The organism is Kitasatospora sp. NPDC127035, assembly GCF_042726075.1.
Classification (GTDB): Bacteria; Actinomycetota; Actinomycetes; order Streptomycetales; family Streptomycetaceae; genus Kitasatospora.
On sequence record NZ_JBHXDN010000040.1, the window covers coordinates 1 to 18,562 of the forward strand.

The following is an 18,562-nucleotide window of genomic DNA, read 5'->3' on the forward strand; positions in this document are numbered from 1 at the left end:
GATCCGGGACGAGACCCGCGACCGGGAGCCGGGGGCCCGACCGGGCGGGGCCTGATCCCGGGGCGGCCCCGCCCGGATCCCGGGCTCAGTCCCGCGACACGGCGACGCCGGAGGACTCGGCGCCTGCGGTCTCCACACCTGCGGTCCCGGTGTCGGCCGCCGTGGGGCCGGCGGCGAGTGTGGTGATCGTGGTGAGGCGCTTGGTGGCCCGGGTCAGGGCGACGTAGAGGTCCCGCTCCCCGCCGGGGTGCGCCCCGGTGATCCCGGTGGGATCGACGACCACGACACCGTCGAACTCCAGACCCCGCGCCTGGGAGGCCGGCACCAGCTGGACCGGGCCGGGCAGGACGGCGGCGAGCTCCGCGACCCGGTCGTCGGCGCAGACCACCCCGACCAGGTCGCCGGGGTGCTCCCGGGCCTGGGCGTTGACCTCCCCGAGGACCGCGGCGGCCAGCGTGTCCGGCGCCGTGGCGACCGTACGCGGAGCCTCGCCGTGACGGATCGACCGGCTCGGTTGCTGGCCCGGGGCGATCCGCGCCAGCAGCTCGCGGGTGGTGGCGAGGATCTCCTCGGTGGTGCGGTAGCTGACGGTCAGGGTGTTGAGGGTGAACCGTGAGCCGAGCTGCGGGGTCAGCGCCTCCTCCCAGTCCCGCGCGGTCGTCGCCGGGCCCGCCTGCGCGAAGTCGCCGACCAGCGTCATCGACCGCGCCGGGCACCGACGGGCCACCATCCGCCACTGCATGGCGGTGAACTCCTGGGCCTCGTCGACCACCACGTGGCCGTAGGTGCGCTGCGGCGGCCCGTCGAGCAGGCAGGCGGCCTCGTCCAGCAGCGGCACGTCGGCGGCGGTCCACGGCGCGTTCGGGCTCCGTCGCAGGAGGCCCCGCTCCCCGGTGGTGAGCCGTGGCAGGTAGCGGGCCGTCACGTCGGGCCGGTCCAGCAGCTCCCGGACGAGGTCCTCGGCCCCGAGGCGGGGCCAGAGCTCCTCCACCGCCCGTTCGACGCCGAGGTCGTCCAGCAGGGCGGCCCGGACGGCGTCGGGGTCGAACACGTCGGTCGCGTCGACCACCGGCGGCCCGTCGAGGCCGAGCTGGCGCAGGTCCGCGGCGGCGGTCCGGTCGAGGTTGATGCCGGTGAGCTCGGCGACCTGGGCGTCGATGAGGTCCAGCACCGCCTCGGTGCCCCGCTCCAGCGCATCCGTGACGGCGTCGACCAGCTGTTCCTTGAACACCTGTCGGGCCTGGTTGTGGCCCAGGCCGGTGCGGGTGGCCACCTCCCGGGACCGGGCGACCTCCTGCTCCGTCAGCTCCACCCACTCCTGGCCCGACCGTACGGTGAAGCCGCCCTCCGGGGCCTGCCGGGAGCGCACCAGCTCCGCCAGCGCGTCGGCCAGCTCCGCGCCGCCCTTCAGCCGGGCCGCGTCCGTGGCGTCCGTGGCGTCCGTGCCGCTCGGACCGTCCGCGGTCGCCGGCCGGATCCCGGCGAGGTCGGCGCAGGTGGCGAGCACGACGTCGTTCTCGCCGAGCGAGGGCAGCACCTGCGAGATGTAGTCGAGGAACCGCGTGTTCGGCCCGAGCACCAGCACACCGCGCTCCGCGGCCCTCGGGAACGCGTACAGCACGTAGGCGGCCCGGTGCAGGGCGACGACCGTCTTCCCGGTGCCGGGTCCGCCCTGCACCACCGTCACCCCCCGGTGCGCGGAGCGGACGATCGCGTCCTGCTCGGCCTGGAGGGTGGCGACCGCCGCGCCCATCCGGCCGGTCCGCCGCGCCTGCAACGCCTCGGTCAGCGGGCTGTCGCCGACCACGTCCTCCTCGGTGGGCGAGGACCCGTCCAGCAGCTCGTCGCTCACCCCGACGACGGTGCGGTCGGCCGTCCGCAGATGGCGGCGGCGCCGCAGGCCCATCGGGTGGACGGCCGTCGCCACGTAGAAGGGCCGTGCGGCGTCCGCCCGCCAGTCGACCAGGACCGGGAGATCGGCGTCCTCCACGTGCAGACCGATCCGTCCGATCCGCAGCGCGAAGCCGTCCCCGGCGTCGATCCGGCCGAAGACCAGTCCGTCCGCCGCGCCTTCCAGCCGGCGCGCCTCGGCGGCCCACCGGTGCGCGGCCAGCTCCCGCTCGTGCACCTCGCCCGCGCTGCCGGGCGCCGCCGCGAGTACCTGCGCCAACCGCGCCCGCGCGTCGGCGAGGCGTTCGTCGAGCAGCCCGTACACGGCCGACACCTCGGCCCGCTCGGCCTCCACCACACGCACGGTGCTGTCATTGACCTGCGACAAGACAGGTCCTCCTCTCGGTCCGGCGCACCACTATGCGGTGGATCCCCTCCGAACGAAAGCCTTGACTTCACTGGATTCCTGAGTCCTCCCGGGAGCGTCGGACCCCCGTGGCGCGTGGCCGGACTGACGGGTCGTCGTCCACAGCGGCGCGCCGGCCGGTACGCTCGCCGACGCCGAGATCGCCGCGGGGCCGTGGAACGCCCGCCCCTGGAACGCCCGCACCCGGACGCGCGGGAGAATGACCGGGTGACCGACACCACCCTCAACCTCTGGCGACAGCCCCTCGGCACGGTGCCCGAGGAAGTCTGGGACCGCACCGACCTGACGGTCCTGATCCTCGCCGAGACGGGCATCACCGAACTGCCGCCCACCGTGAGACGGTTGGGGAGACTTCGCACCCTCGACCTCGGCCACAACCGGCTCACCGCCGTACCCGAGGAGATCGGCGACCTCGCGGGGCTCACGGACTTCCTCTACCTGCACGACAACGCGCTCACCGGCCTCCCCGCGGCACTCGGCCGGCTCACCGCACTGCGCTACCTCAACGTCGGCGAGAACCGGATCGACCGGCTGCCGGACAGCCTCGGAGAGCTGACCGGCCTGGTCGAACTCCGCGCCCAGCACAACCGGCTCACCTCGCTGCCCGGCTCGCTCGGAGGACTCCGCGCCCTGCGTGAACTCTGGCTCCGGGGGAATGCGTTGACCGCCCTGCCGCCGTCCTTCGCCGGGCTCGGTGAACTGCGTGAACTCGATCTCCGGGAGAACGCCCTCACCGCCGTCCCGGTGGCGCTGGCCGGCCTGCCCTTGCTGCGCCGGCTCGACCTGCGGGCCAACCTGATCACCGAACTACCGGACTGGCTGGCGGAGTTGCCTGCCCTGGAGAAGCTCGACCTGCGGTGGAACGACCTCGGGCCCGCGACCCGCGCGCTCGGTGCCCTGGCCGAACGCGGGTGCGTCGTCCTCCGATGAGGTCCGGTGAGGTCCGGTGAGGTCCGGCGTGGGGCGGCGTGGGGCGGCGGGCGGAAAGCCGCTCGCCGCCGTCCGGGGCCCCTGCTACCGTGGAACACATGAAGCGCGCTGCTGCCGTCCTCACGACGACGCCGGAGAGAGTCCCGGTGCGCTGACTGCTGACCTAGTCCGAAGCCCCGGGGCGAGTGCCCCGGGGCTTCGTCGTACCGGTCCACTCGCCCGCAGATCCGAGTGGAGACCGCCGCCATGAACCGCACCTCCGTGCCCGACCACGCCCACGCCGCGAGCAGCGGCCCCGTGACCGGTGATCGTGCCGACGACCACCGGCGGCTGGGCCGCGAGCTCGAACTCTTCGGAACCGACCCGCTCATCGGGGCCGGACTGCCGTACTGGCTGCCCGACGGGGCCGAGATCCGGCACACCCTGGAGGAGTTCGTCCGTGCCCGGGAACGCCGGGCCGGCTACCGCCACGTCTACTCGCCGGTGCTGGGCAAACGCGAGCTCTTCGAGATCTCCGGTCACTGGCAGCACTACCGCGAGGACATGTTCCCGCCGATGGACCTGGGAGCCGAGCAGGTCGTGCTGCGGCCCAGCCTCTGCCCGCACCACGCGCTGATCTACCGTTCCCGTGCCCGGAGCTACCGTGAACTTCCCCTGCGGATCGCCGAGCTGGGCGGCATGTACCGGTCCGAGCCGTCCGGTGTGCTCGGCGGGTTGACCAGGGTCCGGGCGATCCAACTGAACGACGCGCACGTCTTCTGCACCCCCGAGCAGGCGGGCGACGAGGCGGTCGCCGCACTGGAGCTGATCGGGGACGCGTACCGGGCGCTCGGGATCCGGCCGGTCCGCTACCGCCTCTCCCTGCCGGGCGCGGGCGGCAAGTACGTGGCCGATCCCGCACTGTGGGAGCGGGCCACCGCGCTGCTGACCGGGGTGCTGGAGCGCTCCGGGGTGCCGTACGAGGCGGCGGAGGGCGAGGCCGCGTTCTACGGTCCGAAGATCGACGTCCAGATCGCCGACGCCGCCGGCCGCGAGTCCACCCTCTCCACCGTGCAGATCGACTTCCACCAGCCGGAGCGGTTCGGGCTCCGGTACATCGCCCCGGACGGTGCCAGGCACCGCCCGGTGATGGTCCACCGCAGCGTGATCGGCAGCGTCGAGCGCGTGGTCGCGCACCTGATCGAGCTGTACGGCGGGGCCTTCCCGGCCTGGCTGGCCCCGACCCAGCTGGTCCTGCTGCCGCTCTCCGAGGGCGAGCGGCAGCAGGCCGAGCGGCTCCGCGCGCGGTGTCTGGACCGCGGGCTGCGCGCCGAGGTCGCCGGGCCCGACCGGGGGAGCCTGGGCGCCCGGATCCGTGCGGCCGGGCCGGCCCCGTACCTGGCGGTCATCGGGCCGCGGGAGGCGGCGGACGACCTCGTCGCCCTGCGGCTGCGGGACGGGCGGCGGCTCGATCCGCTGCCGGCCGCCGAGGCGCTGTCCCGGATCGGCGCTCTGGTGGGCGCGTGCAGCCTGGACCTGTGGGACGAGGAGCCCGCGGGCCGGGAGTCGGGCGGCTGACGAGGCCGCGGGCGCCCGGTACCCCGCCGGAGGCCCGGCGGGGTACCGGGTACCGGCCCGTGACGGGGTCTCGGCCGGCGCGGGCGAGCGGCGGACGGGCCGGCCGCGGTGCGGTCGTACACATATGACTAGCAGAGGTGTGCGGTGTGTCGGCCCGCCCGTACGGCCGGCCCGCCGTTCGATGGGGGCCGGCGGCCCGGGTCCGGGGCCGCCGACGTCCCCGACCCCGTCCCCGTGCACCGGGAGGTACCCCCATGCGCCTCGCCCCCAGGCTCACCGTCGCCACCCTCACCGCCGCCCTGACCCTCACGGCCGCGGCCGTCGCCGCCCCGGCGGCTCCCGCCGTCCACCGCCCGCTGCCCGTCCCGGACACGCGGTACTGCGCCGCGGTCGTCGGCCACGCCACCGCCGAGGACGACCTCGGACGGGCCTACACCGACGCCGTCTGCGACCTCCGGTTCTTCCGCAGCTGACGGACCCGCACCCGCTTCGGCGCCCGGGCCCCGGCCCGGGCGGTCGGTGTGCGCCACGCCCTGCTCGGCCGGGTTCACGACGGGCCGCCGCGTTCGCCCCGACGGCCGGGCGGGGCGGCCCTACCCGACTGGAAGCGGGCGGCGGGCGCCCGCGAACTCGCCGGCCCAGCGCGGCAGGTCGAGCACGCCCTCGACCCGGGCGATCAGCGTGCCGGTGCGCTCGGCGTGGATCATCGCGCCGTCGCCGGCCCAGAGGCCGACGTGGTGCAGCGGCGCGCCCGGGCGGGAGAAGAAGAGCAGGTCTCCGGGGAGCAGGTCGGCCCGTGCCACCGGAGCGGACCGGTGGTACTGGGCGACGGTGTAGTGCGCCAGCTCCACCGCACCGCCGCTCGCCCGGTACCAGCAGTACAGCGCCAGGCCGCTGCAGTCGAAGCCGACGGTGCTCTCGCCGAGGCACCGGCCGTCGAGGTAGCCGTTCTCCTCGTCGCAGAAGCCGAGGCTCGGGCCCAGCCGGTCGCCGCCGCCCCAGGCGTACGGCACTCCGATCTGCGCGGTCGCCACGGTGGCCACCCGGCGCCCCAGGGCCTGCTCGGGGGAGTCGGCACGGGGCCGGACGGGGGCGGGTCGGGCGGGAGGGGCCGCGGCGGACGCGGTCCCGGCGCCCAGGGCGGGCGCGACGCCGACCCCCAGCGCCAGCCCCAGGACGCGGCGGCGGCCCAATTCCGGTGTCGGCGGCGGGAACAGCACGAGAGCCTCCTCGGTCGTCGGCGGGCCACCAGGATCCCGGCCGGAGGCCGCGACCCGCCATCACCCGGAACGGTGAATTCTCCGGACACGGGTCCGCGGCCGTCCGGGTCGGCCTCGTTATTCGATTGACGGCCCGTGGGCGGCGTGCGAACGATGGGCGCGGCATCACCCGCGACCACTTCGGAGGACTTCGTGAGCAGCGCCGTCAAGTTGATCCGCAACCACCGGCTCACCCCGGCCGTGGACTACGCGTACGCGGCGGCGGTCGATGCGCCGGTCCGCTCGCTCTGGCTGGCCGGGGCCTGCCCGCTCGACGCCGAGGGCCGTACCGTCGCGGTGGGCGACCACGCCGGTCAGACCCACCAGGTGATGCGGAACCTGATCACCGTGCTGGAGGACGAGGGAGCGGCGCTCACCGACCTGGTCCGCACCACGGTGTACGTCGCCTCGGCCCGGCAGAGCGATCTGGTGGCGGTCTGGGAGGTCTACCGCGAGTACCTCGGCGACCACGACGTGCCGAGCACCCTGGTCGGGGTCACCGTCCTCGGGTACCACGACCAGCTCGTGGAGGTCGAGGCGGTCGCCGTCTTGGGGTGACGGGCGCGGGCGGTCCCGATCCGGCCCGGTCGTCCGCCGCCGCCCGGTCCGCCCCGGCGGGGAGTTCACCTTGCGGTCGACAGGAGGAAGTCTCACCGTTCAAATCGGACCGCATGGTCGGTATTCTCTGACGCTGAGTGTGCGGCGCCGCTGCCCGCTGCCCTGGTGGCGTGCCCGTGGGCGGCATCGGCGGCCGGGTAAGATACGGGCTGTTTGGTTTTGTTTCCTGGGTGGGAGTGGTCGTGATGGCGCGACAGGAGCGGGCGCTGCGGACGCGGCGGCTGATTCTGGAGGCGGCGGCCTCGGTGTTCGACGAGTCCGGCTACGAGGGGGCGACCATCGGCGAGGTGGTGGCCCGCGCGGGTGTGACCCGGGGCGCCGTCTACTTCCACTTCGCGTCGAAACGGGAGCTGGCCCAGGGCGTCATCGAGGCGCAGTACGCCAGCGAGGCCGTTCCCGAGCGGGCCTGCAAGCTTCAGGAGTTCGTGGACACGGGGATGGTCGTCACCCACCTGATCCCCACCGACCCGATGCTCAGCGCCGGTGTGAGGCTCTCGGTGGACCAAGGGGCGGACGGCAGTCTCGGCGTCGACGCGGCCCCCGGGTGGATAGCGCGCCTGGAGCGGTTGCTGGTGGCCGCGGAGGAGCGGGGCGAGCTGCTGCCGCACGTCGTGCCGGCCGACACGGCCGCCCTGATGACGGCGTCCTGGGTGGGGGTGCAGCTCCAGTCGCAGCGGTTCACCGGACGCGCGGACCTCGCCGTCCGGGTCGCCACGCTGTACCGGCACCTGATGCCGAGCATCGCCGTCCCGGGCGTCCTGGCCTCGCTCGACCTGGCGGCGGACCGGGGCGCGCGGGTCGTCGCGGAGATGGCGGCCGCGGATCCTGCCGCTGCGGAGGAGACGGCAACCGACGTCGCCGAGGCACCAGAACCAAACAGCGTGTCCGGTTTTCCCGTGAAGCCCTGATCGCTCCGCCCGACTCCGTAGCGTCATCGCCGCCCGGAAACCCTATGTCGATTGCCACCGAGGCTCGGCAGTGATGGGCTGTGCCGCTATGGATCATGAAGAACTTCTTGCCCTGGTCGACGAGCACATGCGGCGCGGCGCACAGCCCGAGTCCCCGGCGGCACGCGTCGAGCACGTCGGCGCCGTGGTGCGGCAGAGCGGCCCGGACAGCGTGTGGAACGGCGTGCTCTGGTCGGACCTGGGCACCCGCGCCGGTGTCGGCACCGCCGAGGACGCCGACCACGCCAACCACGCCGACCACGTCGACCGCGCCGTCGCCGACCAGATCGCCTACTTCACCGCGCTCGGCCGGGACTTCGAGTGGACGCTGTACGGGCACGACCGCCCGGCCGACCTCGGGGACCGGCTGCTCGCCGCCGGGTTCACCCCGGACGCGCCCGAGACGCTGATGGTCGCGCGGGTCGCCGACCTGCTCGCCGGGCCGGCCGGGTCGGGACGGCCGGGCGCCGCCGGGATCACGTTGCGCGAGGTCACCGACGAGGCCGGGGTGGATCGGGTCGTGGCCGTCCACGAACAGGCCTTCGGCGCGGACGGCTCCCGCCTGCGCCGCCGCATCCTGGCCCAGCTGGCCGAGTCCCCGGACACCCTGCGGATCCACCTCGCCCTCGCCGAGGTGGACGGCCGGGAGGTGCCGGTGAGCGCGGCGCGGTTGGAGCTGCACCCGGGCACGGGGTTCGCCGGCCTCTGGGGCGGCGGCACGGTCGAGGCGTGGCGGGGCCGTGGCGTCTACCGCGCGCTGGTCGCGCACCGGGCCCGGCTCGCGGACGAACTCGGGTACGCGTACCTGCGGGTGGACGCCTCGCCGCAGAGCCGGCCGATCCTGGAGCGCCTGGGTTTCGCGGCCCTGACCACGGCGACGCCGTACCACTACGGCCACTGACCGCGCCCGGGCCTGGCCGGCCCGAGCGCCGTGCGCCGGCCGGGCCGGCCGCGAGGCTCAGCGGATGACCGGAAGGACCGCCGTACGGGTCCGCCCCGCCGCGGCCTCGATGAACTCCACCGGATCGGCGATCTCCGCCAGCAGCACGCGGGTGGCCTGCAGCGCACCGTCCGGCGGCGGCGGGCCGCCGATCGCCGCCGTGAGATCGAGCAGGTGGACGGTCGCCTCCATCACCGCGACCTCGGCGAGGGCGCCCAGCGTGGCCGTACCGAGGAGGGGGTGGGCGATCACGGTCGTCGGAGCCAGGTCCGCGATCCCGGCCAGTGCTTTCGGCCCCTCCGTGGCGAACCGGGCCACCAGGGCGCCGGTTCCGACCGTCGCCGCCAGCTCCCGCGCGTCATCGGCGACGAGATCGGCCGCCGTGTGCGCCACGCCGTCGGGCCGGTTGTACGCACGCAGGACGGCGGAGCCGTGCGCCACGGTCGCCGGCCGGTCGACCACGGCCTCCCGCATCCGGGTGAACAGCCCGGGTGTCGGCGCCACGTGGGCGTACAGCTCGCGCACCGACCAGCCCGGAAGCCGGGTGGCCCGCCCCCACTGCTCGGCGTCCAGGGCCGCCCCCCGCTCGGCCCACGTCGCCCAGAGCTCGGCCAACAGGACCCGGTACCGGTCGTTCTGATGGTCCGTCCGCTGCGCCATCGCCTGTTCCTCCTGCTCTGCCGTACGGATCGCGGCCCACCCTAACCGAGGCCGGTACGGCGCCCGCGGGTGCCGCCCGGCCCGGGTCGGCCCAGGTCGCGCAGGGCGTCCAGCACGTCCAGGCCCAGCTCCGGCGCGGCGTCCTCCGGCAGGCTGACCGAGATCCTGGTGGCCAGTCCCGCGTACCGGTGGTGGATCTCGCGTGCCACCTGCCCGACCTCGCCGGCGACGGCGAAGGTGTCGAAGACCCGGTCGTCGATCAGCCCGGTCATCTCCTGCCAGCGTCCGCGCACCGACAGCCGGTGCAGTTCCTCGTGGAGGTCCTCCCAACCGTGCTGGGCCAGCACCGGCCGGTAGGCGGGAGTGGAGGCGTAGAAGGCGAGCCGCTCGCGGACGCCGGCCAGGTTGGTCCGCAGTTCCTCCTCGGTGCGGCCGGTCGCGGTGAGCACGTTGCCGACGACCTCGAACGGCCGGGCGGTCCAGGCCGCCCCCTCGGCCTCGGCCCGGCCGCGCTCCTCGGCGAGGGCGGGCAGCACCTGCCCGGTGAGGTAGTCGACCGAGGTGAACGGGTGGCTGAGGAAGCCGTCGGCGACGGCCCCGGCGGTGCGGACCATCAGCGGACCGACGCCGGCCAGCAGGATCCGGGGCACTCCCGCCGGGACCGGATCGGGGGAGAAGACCGGGGTCATCACCGTGTGCCGGTAGAAGTCGCCGCGGAAGCGCAGCCGTTCACCGGTCTGCCAGCTCTGCCAGATCGCCCGCACGGCGTGGACGTACTCCCGCATCCGGGCGGCGGGCCGGTCCCAGGGCATGCCGAAGCGCTTCTCGATGTGCGGCTTGACCTGGGAGCCGAGGCCGATGACGGCCCGTCCGCCGGAGGCCGCGTGCAGGCCCCAGGCCTGGTAGGCGAGCGTCATCGGGGTCCGGGCGAGGGCGACGGCGACGCCGGTGGCCAGCTCGACGGTGCTGGTGCGGTCGGCGGCGCGGGCCAGCTGGAGGAACGGGTCGTAGGCGGTCTCGGAGACGACCAGCCGGTCCATGCCCCGCCGTTCGGCCTGCTCGGCGGCGTCGAGGATGCCGGCCGGGTGCCCGGAGGCGGTGGCGTCGAGTCGGAAGGCGGCGGCCTGCGGGCGGTCCATGGTGTCGGCTCCTGGTCGGGCGTGGCGGTGGGCCCCGGTAGCCTCCCACGCCACCCGGGACGCGGCCGTACGTCCCCGGGCCGGGCGGCGGTGGCAGGGGCTCGACGGCGGTGCGCGGGGGCGCCGAAACGCGCGGACGGCCCCGTGGTCCTCACGATGAGGGTCAGACTGTTACCACCGGTGACGGCGCTCCGGCCTGCGGCACCCGTACGGGCTGCGAGACTGGGGGCCATGAACCCTGACCGTCGCAGCCTCGGGCTGCCCGCCTTCTCCGAGCCCGCCGCCGATGCTCCCGTGCCCGCCCAGCCGGGTGGGCGCCGGCTGCTTCCGGTCGAGCAGGGCGCGGACTTCCGCCAGCCGCCCGGCGAGGCCGTGCCTGCCCCTGCCCCGGCCCGGCGCTCGCTCGCCGCCGGAGGCCTCACCTTCTCCGATCCGGAGCGGCAGATCTGAGCGCTGCCCGCCGCAGGTGACACGCTCGTCCTGCGGCGGGCACGAATCCCCGGCCCGTCGGCCGTGTCCCGGTAGCCTACGAACGAGCGCCCGCCGGACCCGAGACGCACACTCACGGGCCATCACCGGCGGGTGCTGTTCTGCGGGCGGACTCACTCCGTTCCGCCCCGGTGGCACCCCTCCGGTGGATCTCACCGGTCCCGTGCGGACGGAGCCTGGGTGCGGGGCCAGGGGCGCCCGTCGAGGCGTTCGATGTCGGTGTTGAACCGCTGTAGGTAGGTGGCGAAGGCGGCGACGTCCTCGGCGGACCAGTCGGCCATCACCAGGTCGAGGGCCTGTGCGTGGGCCGCGCGGTCCTCTTCGAGTCGACGGTGGCCCTCCTCGGTGACGCGGAACTTGCGGGCCATCCCGCCGTCGGGGTCGGGGATCCTCTCGACCAGCCCCGCGCGTGTCATCGCGGCGGTCTGGCGGTTGAGGGTGGAGGCGTCGAGTCCGAACGCGTCGCTGAGCTCGCCGATCGACATCGGACCCTGCATGCCGATCCGGCTGAGCAGGATGTACGCCGACCGGTCCAGCCGGCTGCCCTGCGGGCGGGCGCCGGAGGGGCTCAGGTAGTGGTGTCGGCTGAGCACCATGTACTCGAACGCGACGTCGTCCGTGGGGCCGCCCATGATGCCGTCCTCCGTCGGTTCCGTGCAGCTCTGACCTGCGGCGTCGGTCCAGTATCGCAGGGTGTGCACCGGTCGGTGAATGTGCACGATACATATGATGTGTACTATGCATAGGTCGCGGCGTGTGCGTCCACGTGTCCGCCCCACCGAGTTTCCGAGGAGATCCCCATGGACGGCCCCCAGGCCACCACCCGGACCGGCGGTGTGGTCGCCACGCTAGCCCTCACCGGCACCGTGGCCGCGATCATGCAGACGCTGGTCACCCCGCTGATCGGCGAGCTGCCCAAGCTGCTGAACACCACCCCGTCCAACGCCACCTGGGTGATCACGGCGACCCTGCTGTCGGCGGCCGTGTTCGTGCCGGTCAGCGGGCGGCTGGGTGACCTGCTCGGCAAGCGGCGGATGCTGCTGGCCTGCTGCGTTCCCCTGTTCGTCGGCTCGGTGATCTGCGCGCTCACCTCCTCCGTCCTGCCGATGATCGTCGGACGCGGCCTCCAGGGCGTGGGGATGGGCGTGGTGCCGCTCGGCATCAGCCTGCTCCGCGAGGTCCTGCCGCCGGAGCGGCTCGGCTCGGCGATAGCCCTGGTCAGCGCCTCCATGGGCATCGGCGGCGGTCTCGGGCTGCCGATCTCGGCCGCGGTGGCCGAGTACGCGAGCTGGCGGGTGCTGTTCTGGGGAGCCGCCGCCCTCACCGTGGCGATCACCGCGATGATCTGGTTCCTCGTCCCGGCCCCCGCCGTCCGCCCGGCGGGCGGACGCTTCGACCTGGTCGGCGCGATCGGCCTGGGGGCCGGGCTGGTCTGCCTGCTGCTGCCGGTCTCCAAGGGCGGTGACTGGGGCTGGACCGGCGGGCTCACGCTGGGCCTGTTCGGTGCGGCCGTCCTCCTGCTCCTCGCCTGGGGCCGCTGGGAGCTGCGCATCGCCGAGCCGCTGGTCGACCTCCGGGTGACGGCCCGCCCGCGCGTGCTGCTGACCAACGCGGCGTCGGTCCTGGTCGGCTTCGGCATGTACGCGCAGGCACTGATCATCCCGCAGCTGCTCCAGCTGCCCGAGGCCACCGGCTACGGCCTGGGCCGGTCGATGCTGGCCATGGGGCTGTGGATGGCTCCCTCGGGCCTGATGATGATGGCGGTCTCGCCGCTCGGCGGGCGGCTCTCGGCGGCCCGCGGTCCGAAGTTCACGCTGGTCGCCGGCGCCCTGGCGATCGCCACCGGCTACGGCCTCTCGATGGTGCTGATCGGCTCCACCTGGGGCGTCCTGGTGGTCACGCTGGTCTGCAACGCCGGGGTGGGCCTCGCGTACGGCGCGATGCCGGCGCTGATCATGAGCGCGGTGCCGCTGTCGGAGACGGCCTCGGCGAACAGCTTCAACACCCTGATGCGCTCGCTCGGCACCTCGCTCTCGGCCGCCGTCGTGGGCGTGGTCCTCGCGCAGCTGAACACCAGCGTGGGCGGGCACACGCTGCCGTCCGAGGCCGGCTTCCGGGTGGGCCTGCTGATCGGCTGCGGTGTCGCGCTGGGCGCCGCCGCGGTGGCCGCGACCATCCCCGTGTCGCGCGACGACGCGGGCGGACGGGCGGCCTCCGATCCGGGCGTCGACGCGGCCGGCGGGGAGCGGGCGGGAGCGGCGGAGGGCGCGGCGCGCGCCTGACCGGCGCGCGGCCCCGACCCGCCCACCGGCGGGTCGGGGCCTTCGTCGTGCGCCGTCCCTCCCGGGTCGGCCGTCCCGGGTCGGCCGTCCCTCCCGTGCCGTCCCTCCCGGGTCGGCCGTCCCGCGCCGGTCGTCCTGCGTGGAGCCGGCCTGCGCGGAGCCGTTCGCCGAGACCTGTGCCCGCCCACCGGCGGGCCGCCGTCAACCTCACTCTTCACAGGTTCACGCCGCCGCGCGCCCCGGGTTGTATGGCCGCTGGCAGCAGTGACCGCACGGTGGAGGGACGGCCCGATGGGCGTGTTCGGTGGACGGGGGAGGACGGCGGCGGACGCGTCGCCCGACGGCGCGGACGAGCGCGTCGCGTCGAGGCGCCACCGCCCGGCCGCACGTCGGCTGTCGGCGCTCGCCTCCGCCGTGGTGCTGCTGGCCGTCGGCGGCTGGCTCTGGGGTGCGGCCGACCCGGCGCCGGCCGGGGGCGGTGCGGCCGGTCCGGTCCGCAGGCCGACCGAGGACGAGCTGGACGTCCTGCAGCGCGCGGAGCAGCTGCTGATCCGCGACTGCATGAAGGAGCAGGGCTTCTCCTACTTCCCGGTGCCGCGCCGCCCGTCGGCCGACTACCGCGAGTTCCCCTACGTGGTGGACGACGTGGACTGGGCCCGGACCAACGGATACGGGCGGGCCGTCGAACGGCGCCTGGACGAGGAGGACGCGGTCGCCCCACGGACCGCGTACTACCGGAGTCTGCCGCCCGACCGGGCCCAGGCGCTGGGTGTCGCCCTCAACGGCCCGTCCCCCACGGGGCTGGAGGTCGCGAACCCGGTGGGCGGTCGTCTCACCCACAGCGACCAGGGGTGCGCGGTGGGAGCCTGGCAGCGGCTGTACGGGGACGCGCGCGCCTGGTTCGGCTCCAGCGAGGTCGTGAACAACCTCTTCGGTATCCGGGCCGGCCGGGTGACCCAGGACCCGGCGTACCGGGACGCGGTCGCGGTGTGGAGCGCCTGCGTCGCCGGACGCGGTCACCCTGCCGACGACCCGAGGCAGTTGAGGGATCGTCAACTGTCGCGGGAGGGGGAGGCGGCGGAACGGGAGGACGTCCCGGTGGCGGTCGCCGAGGCCGAGTGCGCCCGGTCCACCGGTCTGGACACCACCGTGTCGGGACTGGACCGGCGGTACGCCGACGCCGTCCGGGCCGAGCACCGGGCCGTCTTCGACACCATGTGGCGCCTGCAGACCGGGGCGCTCCCCACCGCTCGCGAGGTAGCCGCACGCGGCTGACCTGGCGACACGTAAGAACACACCGGACACGGTGACGGCACCCGGCGCCGGACGCGGCCCCGGACGAGGCACGGCGCGTGCAGGACGGAACACCCGGTACGGAGGCTCCCGGCACGTAACACCCGGCACGTAACGCCCGGGGCGGAACACCGGTACGGAACACACAGCACGACGACACACGAAGAGGAGTGGCAGGATGAGGAAGCTCAGCACGGCCCTGGTGGGTCTCGTCGCCGCGGGAGCGGCGGTCCTCGCGGTGCCCACCGCGGCGCACGCCGACGGCGGGTGCAACTGGACCAACTTCTGTGCCTATGCGGACGACACGGGAGCCACGGTGCAGTGGTCCGGCCCGTCGGACGACTGGCCGAGCTCGGTCAAGAACAAGGTCGACTGGGTCGGCAACAACGGTGCGCCGGGCGGCCGGGACAAGGTGAACATCTACTGGGGCACGGCCGCCGAGGGCTACGGCGCCTACGCCTGCATCGGCTACGGGACGTCCTGGAACCTGCGCGGCAACGGCTACTACCTGACCTGGACCCGCAACGGGGACAACCGGGGTCTGAACCAGAGCCTGCACGACAACGCGGCCTCGCACCGCTGGGTCACCTCCTGCGGCAACAACACCTGGTAGACCGGATCCCTCCGGGAGGTGCGGCGCGTCGGCTCCGGCCGGCGCGCCGTATCAGCACTGCGCGACCCAGCGGTGGGACCGGGGCCGGACCGAGGGGTCGAGGTCGGTCCGGGTCTGGACGGGGAGACAGGCCAGGAAGCCCGTCAGGCCCGGTCGTTCGAAGTACTCGACGTCCTTCTTCAGCGCGCCCATGTCCGGTCCGTACCCGTTGTTGAAGATCGAGCGGGGCGGCTTCCGTGCCATCCAGGGGCAGGCGATCTGGTCGTCCAGCCAGTCGTCGTCGGCGTCGATCCACGAGCACATCTCGCCCCGGCCGCCGTGCTCCGAGAAGAGGCAGACGGCGCTGCGGATACATCGCTCGTAGCCCTCGGCCCCGGCCCGGGGGGCCAGGCCGATCCAGAGCGCCCCGCTGCCCACCGCCGCCAGGACGGCCGCGCCGGCCAGCAGTCGACGGGAGGCCCGCCGGCGTCTTCGGAGCCCCTGGCCGGGTTCCCCGCCCGGTGCTCCGCCCGGCCGGTGCTCCGGCCGGGCGGCTGCCGTCGGCCGGTCTCCCCCCGCGGCCGGGTCGGACCCGTCCGCCTCCGGCCCGTCTCCGGCCGTCCGGGCCCGGTGGAGCAGCGAGAGTGCGTCGTGCGCGGCGCGCTGCTCGTGGGTCGGTGCGAGGCAGTCGGTGACGATCTGCCGCCAGCCGGCCGGCAGGCGGGGGGAGAGGCGGAGTTCCTCCCTGCCGCGGGCGTAGCGTGCGGTGGCGTCGCGGCGGGCGGCGGGGGTGGTGCCGGGGAGCGGCAACGATCCGGTCAGGACGAGGTGGGCCAGCACGCCGAAGGCCCAGATGTCGGTGGTGGGCCTGGTGCGGATACCGCGTTCCCCGACGTCGGCCCAGAGCAGCTCGGGCGGCGTGTAGTCGGGTGTGGCGAACGCGGGGGAGTAGGCGTGCGTGTCCTCCAGTTGCGCGGAGAGGTTGAAGTCGGCGAGCCGGGTCGTGCCGTCGGCCATCAGCAGGACGTTGGCGGGCTTGAGGTCGCCGTGCACCCAGCCGGCGCCGTGCAGTTGGTGGAGCCCCTCCAGGACGTCGGTGAGTACGCCGGCGGCCCGTCCGGGCGGCGCGCCGTCGTCGGCGAGGAGGGTGTCGAGGGAGCGCTCGGCCCGTTCGAGGACGAGGACGGTGGCGCCGTCGAGCTCGGGGCGGGCGGGGTCGTCGACGGTCAGGACGTCGTGCAGGCGGATCAGGCGCGGTGCTCGCAGGGTGCTGAGCAGGGCGATCTCACGGTCGGCCAGCTCGCGCAGATGACGGAGCTGGCGAGGGGTGCGGGTGCCGGTGGGCAGGAACTTGAGCGCGACGCCCGCGCCGGTCGCGTCCGTGCCGGTCCCTGTCCCCGTCCCGGTCGTGTGGCCCGCCCCGTCGGAGACGTCGGCTCCCCGGCCCGCGTACACGCTGCCGAATCCGCCCGCGCCCAGCGGCTCGCCGACCTCCCAGGGGCCGACCCGGTAGCCGGACGGGACGGTGAGCGACCCGGAGGACGCCGGGCGGGCGGGTGCCGGGTGCTGCTCCGGCCCGCTCATCGGCGGGGCCTGCCCGTCACCGGGGCGGTGAGGGCGGCGAGGTGCTCCTCGCGGACCAGGTCGAAGCGGAGCGCCAGCGACACGAGCGCGTCCTTCTTCCCGTTCAGCCGGATGCCCGGGCCGTCCGGGTCGGCGGCGGCCGTGTCCGGTGCGGCGCGCAGGCGGAGTTTGACGGCGAGATAGCCGATGTTCCACTGCACCGCCGCCCGGTTGACCTCGGGCCAGATCGGCCGCAACCGTGTCACCACCTGTTCGACGGTGGGCAGCGGCGCGTGTGGCCGTCCGCGGAGCCGGGGTTCGCACAGCGCGGTGAGGACGAGGAAGTAGCGTTTGGTGCGGTCGAGCGGGAAGGCCACCACGGTGGGCGTACCGCCGCGGTCGCCCTGGCCGCCGGCGTCGTCCGGTCCGTCGGGGCCGTCGGGCGCCCCGAACTCGACGTACTCGTGGCGTGGCGCCCAGACGTCGAGGCCGAGCAGGTCGCCCCCGGCCGGCAGGACGATCCGGGCGAACTCGAACGGGACGGGCGCCTCGACCCGGCCCGGGGCGACCTTGATGTGCTCACCTGCGCCCTCGGGGTTCTCGACCACGTAGGTGGCGGAGGGGCTGAAGTTGCTCAGCGACCAGAAGGTGCCGACGCAGGTGATCTCCCCGGCGGAGCGGGAGACACCGGCGTGGGGGAGCAGGAGGTGCCGGCGGTGGTCGGCGGGGGCGCTGCGGCCGAAGTGGAGCGTGTCGCCGGGCGCCAGCCGGATCTGGGCGGACGGGTCGGCCGCCGTCGGAACCACGATGATACTGTGCATGACACAGTACCTTCTCCCGGACGGCCGGGAGAAGGTAGGTGCAGAGGGCCAAATGCCGTTGAAAGTGCCGTTTCTCGACCGTTTTTGACGCTCGATCAGCTAGTATTCCGGTCGCTCCGCCCTCCGGGTGACCGTAGCCGTCCGCGCCGGAGCCGGTCCCGCCGCGCGGTCGTCAGCACTCGCCGCGCCACTCGATCCGGTCGACGGTCCGCCCGCCGGACGGCAGGTTGCCGCGGCCGTCGGTCGGGCCGAAGTGCAGGCACTGGCTCCCGCCCTCCCGGAAGTACACCTGCACGTGGTCGTAACCCGGCTGCGGATTCCCGTTGTTGAAGAACGACCGGCGCAGTCCGCAGGTGCTGGAGGGCACGTCGACGTCGGTACGGCAGACGGTGCCGGTGCCGTCCGTGCCGGAGTAGAAGCAGACCCAGCCCGCCGGGCAGTCCTGCCAGGCGTCGGACGGGCCGGGGGAGCAGTTGCGGCTGGTCACGCTCGGCCACTCCCGCGCGGCACCCGCGTACTCGACGCCGTCGAACCGCGCCGGCACCCGGTGGCTCTCGTCGGTGAAGTCACCGCCGGTGGTGAGGTGGCGCTGCTCGTAATGCAGGTGCGACCAGCCGGAGTTGCCCGTGGTGCCGATCCGCCCGATCAGGGTGGACGGGGTCACCGGGTCGCCCTTCTGCACGTACGCGGCCGGGCCGTCCTTGAGGTGGTAGTAGGCCGTGAACCAGCCGTTGCCGTGGTTGATCTGGACGGTGTTGCCCGAGCCGTTGTTCCAGTACGTGGCGGAGACGGTGCCCGCCGCCGAGGCGAGGACCGGCAGCCCGTCGGAGCCGGTGTTGTGCTCGACCACCATGTCCAGCGCGGGGTCGTGCCCCCAGGTGTTCAACTGCCACACGGTGCCGCACGGGAACGGCAGTTGGAACACCGGCCTGGTGTCGGCCGAGGCCCGCCCCCGCGCGGGGGAGGCACCGGCCGGGACCGCCCCGCCCAGCAGGGCCAGCGCCGCGAGCAGCACCGGCAGCAACACGCCCGGCAGGCCCCGCCGGTACGCCGTTCGCCCCGACGTACTTCCCGTCGTTCTCTCCACGGTCCCTCGTTCCACGGTCCCTCTCCCCACTGTCCCGACTCTCCGGTGCGCTGCCGGCAGGTGTGTCC

Annotated in this window: 18 protein-coding genes; 10 read left to right on the forward strand and 8 right to left on the reverse strand. The window is 74.4% G+C overall.

What is annotated here, in order from left to right; translation table 11 throughout:
- Nucleotides 1-85 precede the first annotated feature (85 nt).
- Nucleotides 86-2,278: a HelD family protein gene (locus ACFWIC_RS25315; RefSeq protein ID WP_380520069.1), complete on the reverse strand. Its 2,193-nt coding sequence runs from the start codon at nucleotides 2,276-2,278 to the stop codon at nucleotides 86-88.
- Nucleotides 2,279-2,524: 246 nt separating this feature from the next.
- Here ACFWIC_RS25315 and ACFWIC_RS25320 point away from each other — a divergent pair, with 246 nt between their 5' ends.
- From ACFWIC_RS25320 to ACFWIC_RS25330, 3 genes are all read left to right on the forward strand, one after another.
- Nucleotides 2,525-3,247, forward strand: a complete 723-nt coding sequence (locus tag ACFWIC_RS25320; protein WP_380520070.1) for a leucine-rich repeat domain-containing protein — start codon at nucleotides 2,525-2,527, stop codon at nucleotides 3,245-3,247.
- Nucleotides 3,248-3,493: 246 nt separating this feature from the next.
- Nucleotides 3,494-4,804 carry a threonine--tRNA ligase gene (gene thrS / locus ACFWIC_RS25325; RefSeq protein WP_380520071.1) on the forward strand — a complete coding sequence of 437 codons (1,311 nt, stop codon included), beginning with the start codon at nucleotides 3,494-3,496 and terminating at the stop codon, nucleotides 4,802-4,804.
- Nucleotides 4,805-5,058: 254 nt separating this feature from the next.
- A complete protein-coding gene (locus ACFWIC_RS25330) occupies nucleotides 5,059-5,277 on the forward strand; it encodes a hypothetical protein (protein WP_329875784.1) in 219 nt (72 codons plus the stop codon).
- A gap of 120 nt (nucleotides 5,278-5,397) precedes the next feature.
- Here ACFWIC_RS25330 and ACFWIC_RS25335 read toward each other — a convergent pair whose 3' ends face one another.
- Nucleotides 5,398-6,024, reverse strand: coding sequence for a C40 family peptidase (locus ACFWIC_RS25335; RefSeq protein WP_380520072.1), 627 nt, complete (start codon nucleotides 6,022-6,024; stop codon nucleotides 5,398-5,400).
- A 192-nt stretch (nucleotides 6,025-6,216) separates the two neighbouring features.
- Between ACFWIC_RS25335 and ACFWIC_RS25340 the strand changes: the two genes are divergently transcribed.
- From ACFWIC_RS25340 to ACFWIC_RS25350, 3 genes are all read left to right on the forward strand, one after another.
- A complete protein-coding gene (locus ACFWIC_RS25340; protein WP_329875788.1) occupies nucleotides 6,217-6,621 on the forward strand; it encodes a RidA family protein in 405 nt (134 codons plus the stop codon).
- 245 nt (nucleotides 6,622-6,866) lie between these two features.
- Entirely contained in the window at nucleotides 6,867-7,589 is a 723-nt protein-coding gene (locus ACFWIC_RS25345; protein WP_380520073.1) for a ScbR family autoregulator-binding transcription factor, read from the forward strand.
- Between the two features lie 88 nt (nucleotides 7,590-7,677).
- Nucleotides 7,678-8,529, forward strand: coding sequence for a GNAT family N-acetyltransferase (locus ACFWIC_RS25350; protein ID WP_380520074.1), 852 nt, complete (start codon nucleotides 7,678-7,680; stop codon nucleotides 8,527-8,529).
- A gap of 57 nt (nucleotides 8,530-8,586) precedes the next feature.
- On the opposite strand, the gene ACFWIC_RS25355 is transcribed toward ACFWIC_RS25350, so the two are convergent.
- The gene (locus ACFWIC_RS25355; protein ID WP_380362578.1) at nucleotides 8,587-9,228 is read right to left on the reverse strand and encodes a maleylpyruvate isomerase N-terminal domain-containing protein; all 642 of its coding nucleotides are present in this window, start codon (nucleotides 9,226-9,228) and stop codon (nucleotides 8,587-8,589) included.
- 41 nt (nucleotides 9,229-9,269) lie between these two features.
- Nucleotides 9,270-10,367: a TIGR03617 family F420-dependent LLM class oxidoreductase gene (locus tag ACFWIC_RS25360; RefSeq protein ID WP_329947682.1), complete on the reverse strand. Its 1,098-nt coding sequence runs from the start codon at nucleotides 10,365-10,367 to the stop codon at nucleotides 9,270-9,272.
- Nucleotides 10,368-10,598: 231 nt separating this feature from the next.
- On the opposite strand from ACFWIC_RS25360, the gene ACFWIC_RS25365 reads away from it, so the two are divergent.
- Entirely contained in the window at nucleotides 10,599-10,817 is a 219-nt protein-coding gene (locus tag ACFWIC_RS25365) for a hypothetical protein (protein ID WP_329875798.1), read from the forward strand.
- Nucleotides 10,818-11,008: 191 nt separating this feature from the next.
- On the opposite strand, the gene ACFWIC_RS25370 is transcribed toward ACFWIC_RS25365, so the two are convergent.
- Nucleotides 11,009-11,488 carry a MarR family transcriptional regulator gene (locus tag ACFWIC_RS25370; protein WP_329875800.1) on the reverse strand — a complete coding sequence of 160 codons (480 nt, stop codon included), beginning with the start codon at nucleotides 11,486-11,488 and terminating at the stop codon, nucleotides 11,009-11,011.
- Between the two features lie 168 nt (nucleotides 11,489-11,656).
- On the opposite strand from ACFWIC_RS25370, the gene ACFWIC_RS25375 reads away from it, so the two are divergent.
- From ACFWIC_RS25375 to ACFWIC_RS25385, 3 genes are all read left to right on the forward strand, one after another.
- A complete protein-coding gene (locus ACFWIC_RS25375; protein ID WP_380520075.1) occupies nucleotides 11,657-13,138 on the forward strand; it encodes an MDR family MFS transporter in 1,482 nt (493 codons plus the stop codon).
- Nucleotides 13,139-13,429: 291 nt separating this feature from the next.
- A complete protein-coding gene (locus ACFWIC_RS25380) occupies nucleotides 13,430-14,413 on the forward strand; it encodes a hypothetical protein (protein ID WP_380520076.1) in 984 nt (327 codons plus the stop codon).
- A gap of 196 nt (nucleotides 14,414-14,609) precedes the next feature.
- Nucleotides 14,610-15,044 carry a hypothetical protein gene (locus ACFWIC_RS25385; RefSeq protein ID WP_355400299.1) on the forward strand — a complete coding sequence of 145 codons (435 nt, stop codon included), beginning with the start codon at nucleotides 14,610-14,612 and terminating at the stop codon, nucleotides 15,042-15,044.
- 51 nt (nucleotides 15,045-15,095) lie between these two features.
- Here the strand turns inward: ACFWIC_RS25385 and ACFWIC_RS25390 are convergent, their stop codons facing one another.
- From ACFWIC_RS25390 to ACFWIC_RS25400, 3 genes are all read right to left on the reverse strand, one after another.
- Nucleotides 15,096-16,607 carry a serine/threonine-protein kinase gene (locus tag ACFWIC_RS25390; protein WP_380520077.1) on the reverse strand — a complete coding sequence of 504 codons (1,512 nt, stop codon included), beginning with the start codon at nucleotides 16,605-16,607 and terminating at the stop codon, nucleotides 15,096-15,098.
- Complete coding sequence (locus ACFWIC_RS25395) at nucleotides 16,604-17,407, reverse strand: FHA domain-containing protein (RefSeq protein WP_329947687.1); 804 nt, start codon at nucleotides 17,405-17,407, stop codon at nucleotides 16,604-16,606. The genes ACFWIC_RS25390 and ACFWIC_RS25395 overlap by 4 nt, the downstream gene beginning before the upstream one ends.
- A 172-nt stretch (nucleotides 17,408-17,579) precedes the next feature.
- Nucleotides 17,580-18,494, reverse strand: a complete 915-nt coding sequence (locus tag ACFWIC_RS25400) for a peptidoglycan DD-metalloendopeptidase family protein (RefSeq protein WP_380520078.1) — start codon at nucleotides 18,492-18,494, stop codon at nucleotides 17,580-17,582.
- Nucleotides 18,495-18,562 lie beyond the last annotated feature (68 nt).

What these genes read in the sequence shown, in the direction of transcription:
- thrS (WP_380520071.1), top strand. Translation starts at nt 3,494, where the DNA reads ATGAACCGCACCTCCGTGCCCGACCACGCCCACGCCGCGAGCAGCGGC.
- ACFWIC_RS25330 (WP_329875784.1), top strand. Translation starts at nt 5,059, where the DNA reads ATGCGCCTCGCCCCCAGGCTCACCGTCGCCACCCTCACCGCCGCCCTG.
- ACFWIC_RS25345 (WP_380520073.1), top strand. Translation starts at nt 6,867, where the DNA reads ATGGCGCGACAGGAGCGGGCGCTGCGGACGCGGCGGCTGATTCTGGAG.
- ACFWIC_RS25350 (WP_380520074.1), top strand. Translation starts at nt 7,678, where the DNA reads ATGGATCATGAAGAACTTCTTGCCCTGGTCGACGAGCACATGCGGCGC.
- ACFWIC_RS25355 (WP_380362578.1), bottom strand. Translation starts at nt 9,228, where the DNA reads ATGGCGCAGCGGACGGACCATCAGAACGACCGGTACCGGGTCCTGTTG.
- ACFWIC_RS25360 (WP_329947682.1), bottom strand. Translation starts at nt 10,367, where the DNA reads ATGGACCGCCCGCAGGCCGCCGCCTTCCGACTCGACGCCACCGCCTCC.
- ACFWIC_RS25365 (WP_329875798.1), top strand. Translation starts at nt 10,599, where the DNA reads ATGAACCCTGACCGTCGCAGCCTCGGGCTGCCCGCCTTCTCCGAGCCC.
- ACFWIC_RS25370 (WP_329875800.1), bottom strand. Translation starts at nt 11,488, where the DNA reads ATGGGCGGCCCCACGGACGACGTCGCGTTCGAGTACATGGTGCTCAGC.
- ACFWIC_RS25375 (WP_380520075.1), top strand. Translation starts at nt 11,657, where the DNA reads ATGGACGGCCCCCAGGCCACCACCCGGACCGGCGGTGTGGTCGCCACG.
- ACFWIC_RS25380 (WP_380520076.1), top strand. Translation starts at nt 13,430, where the DNA reads ATGGGCGTGTTCGGTGGACGGGGGAGGACGGCGGCGGACGCGTCGCCC.
- ACFWIC_RS25385 (WP_355400299.1), top strand. Translation starts at nt 14,610, where the DNA reads ATGAGGAAGCTCAGCACGGCCCTGGTGGGTCTCGTCGCCGCGGGAGCG.
- ACFWIC_RS25390 (WP_380520077.1), bottom strand. Translation starts at nt 16,607, where the DNA reads ATGAGCGGGCCGGAGCAGCACCCGGCACCCGCCCGCCCGGCGTCCTCC.
- ACFWIC_RS25395 (WP_329947687.1), bottom strand. Translation starts at nt 17,407, where the DNA reads ATGCACAGTATCATCGTGGTTCCGACGGCGGCCGACCCGTCCGCCCAG.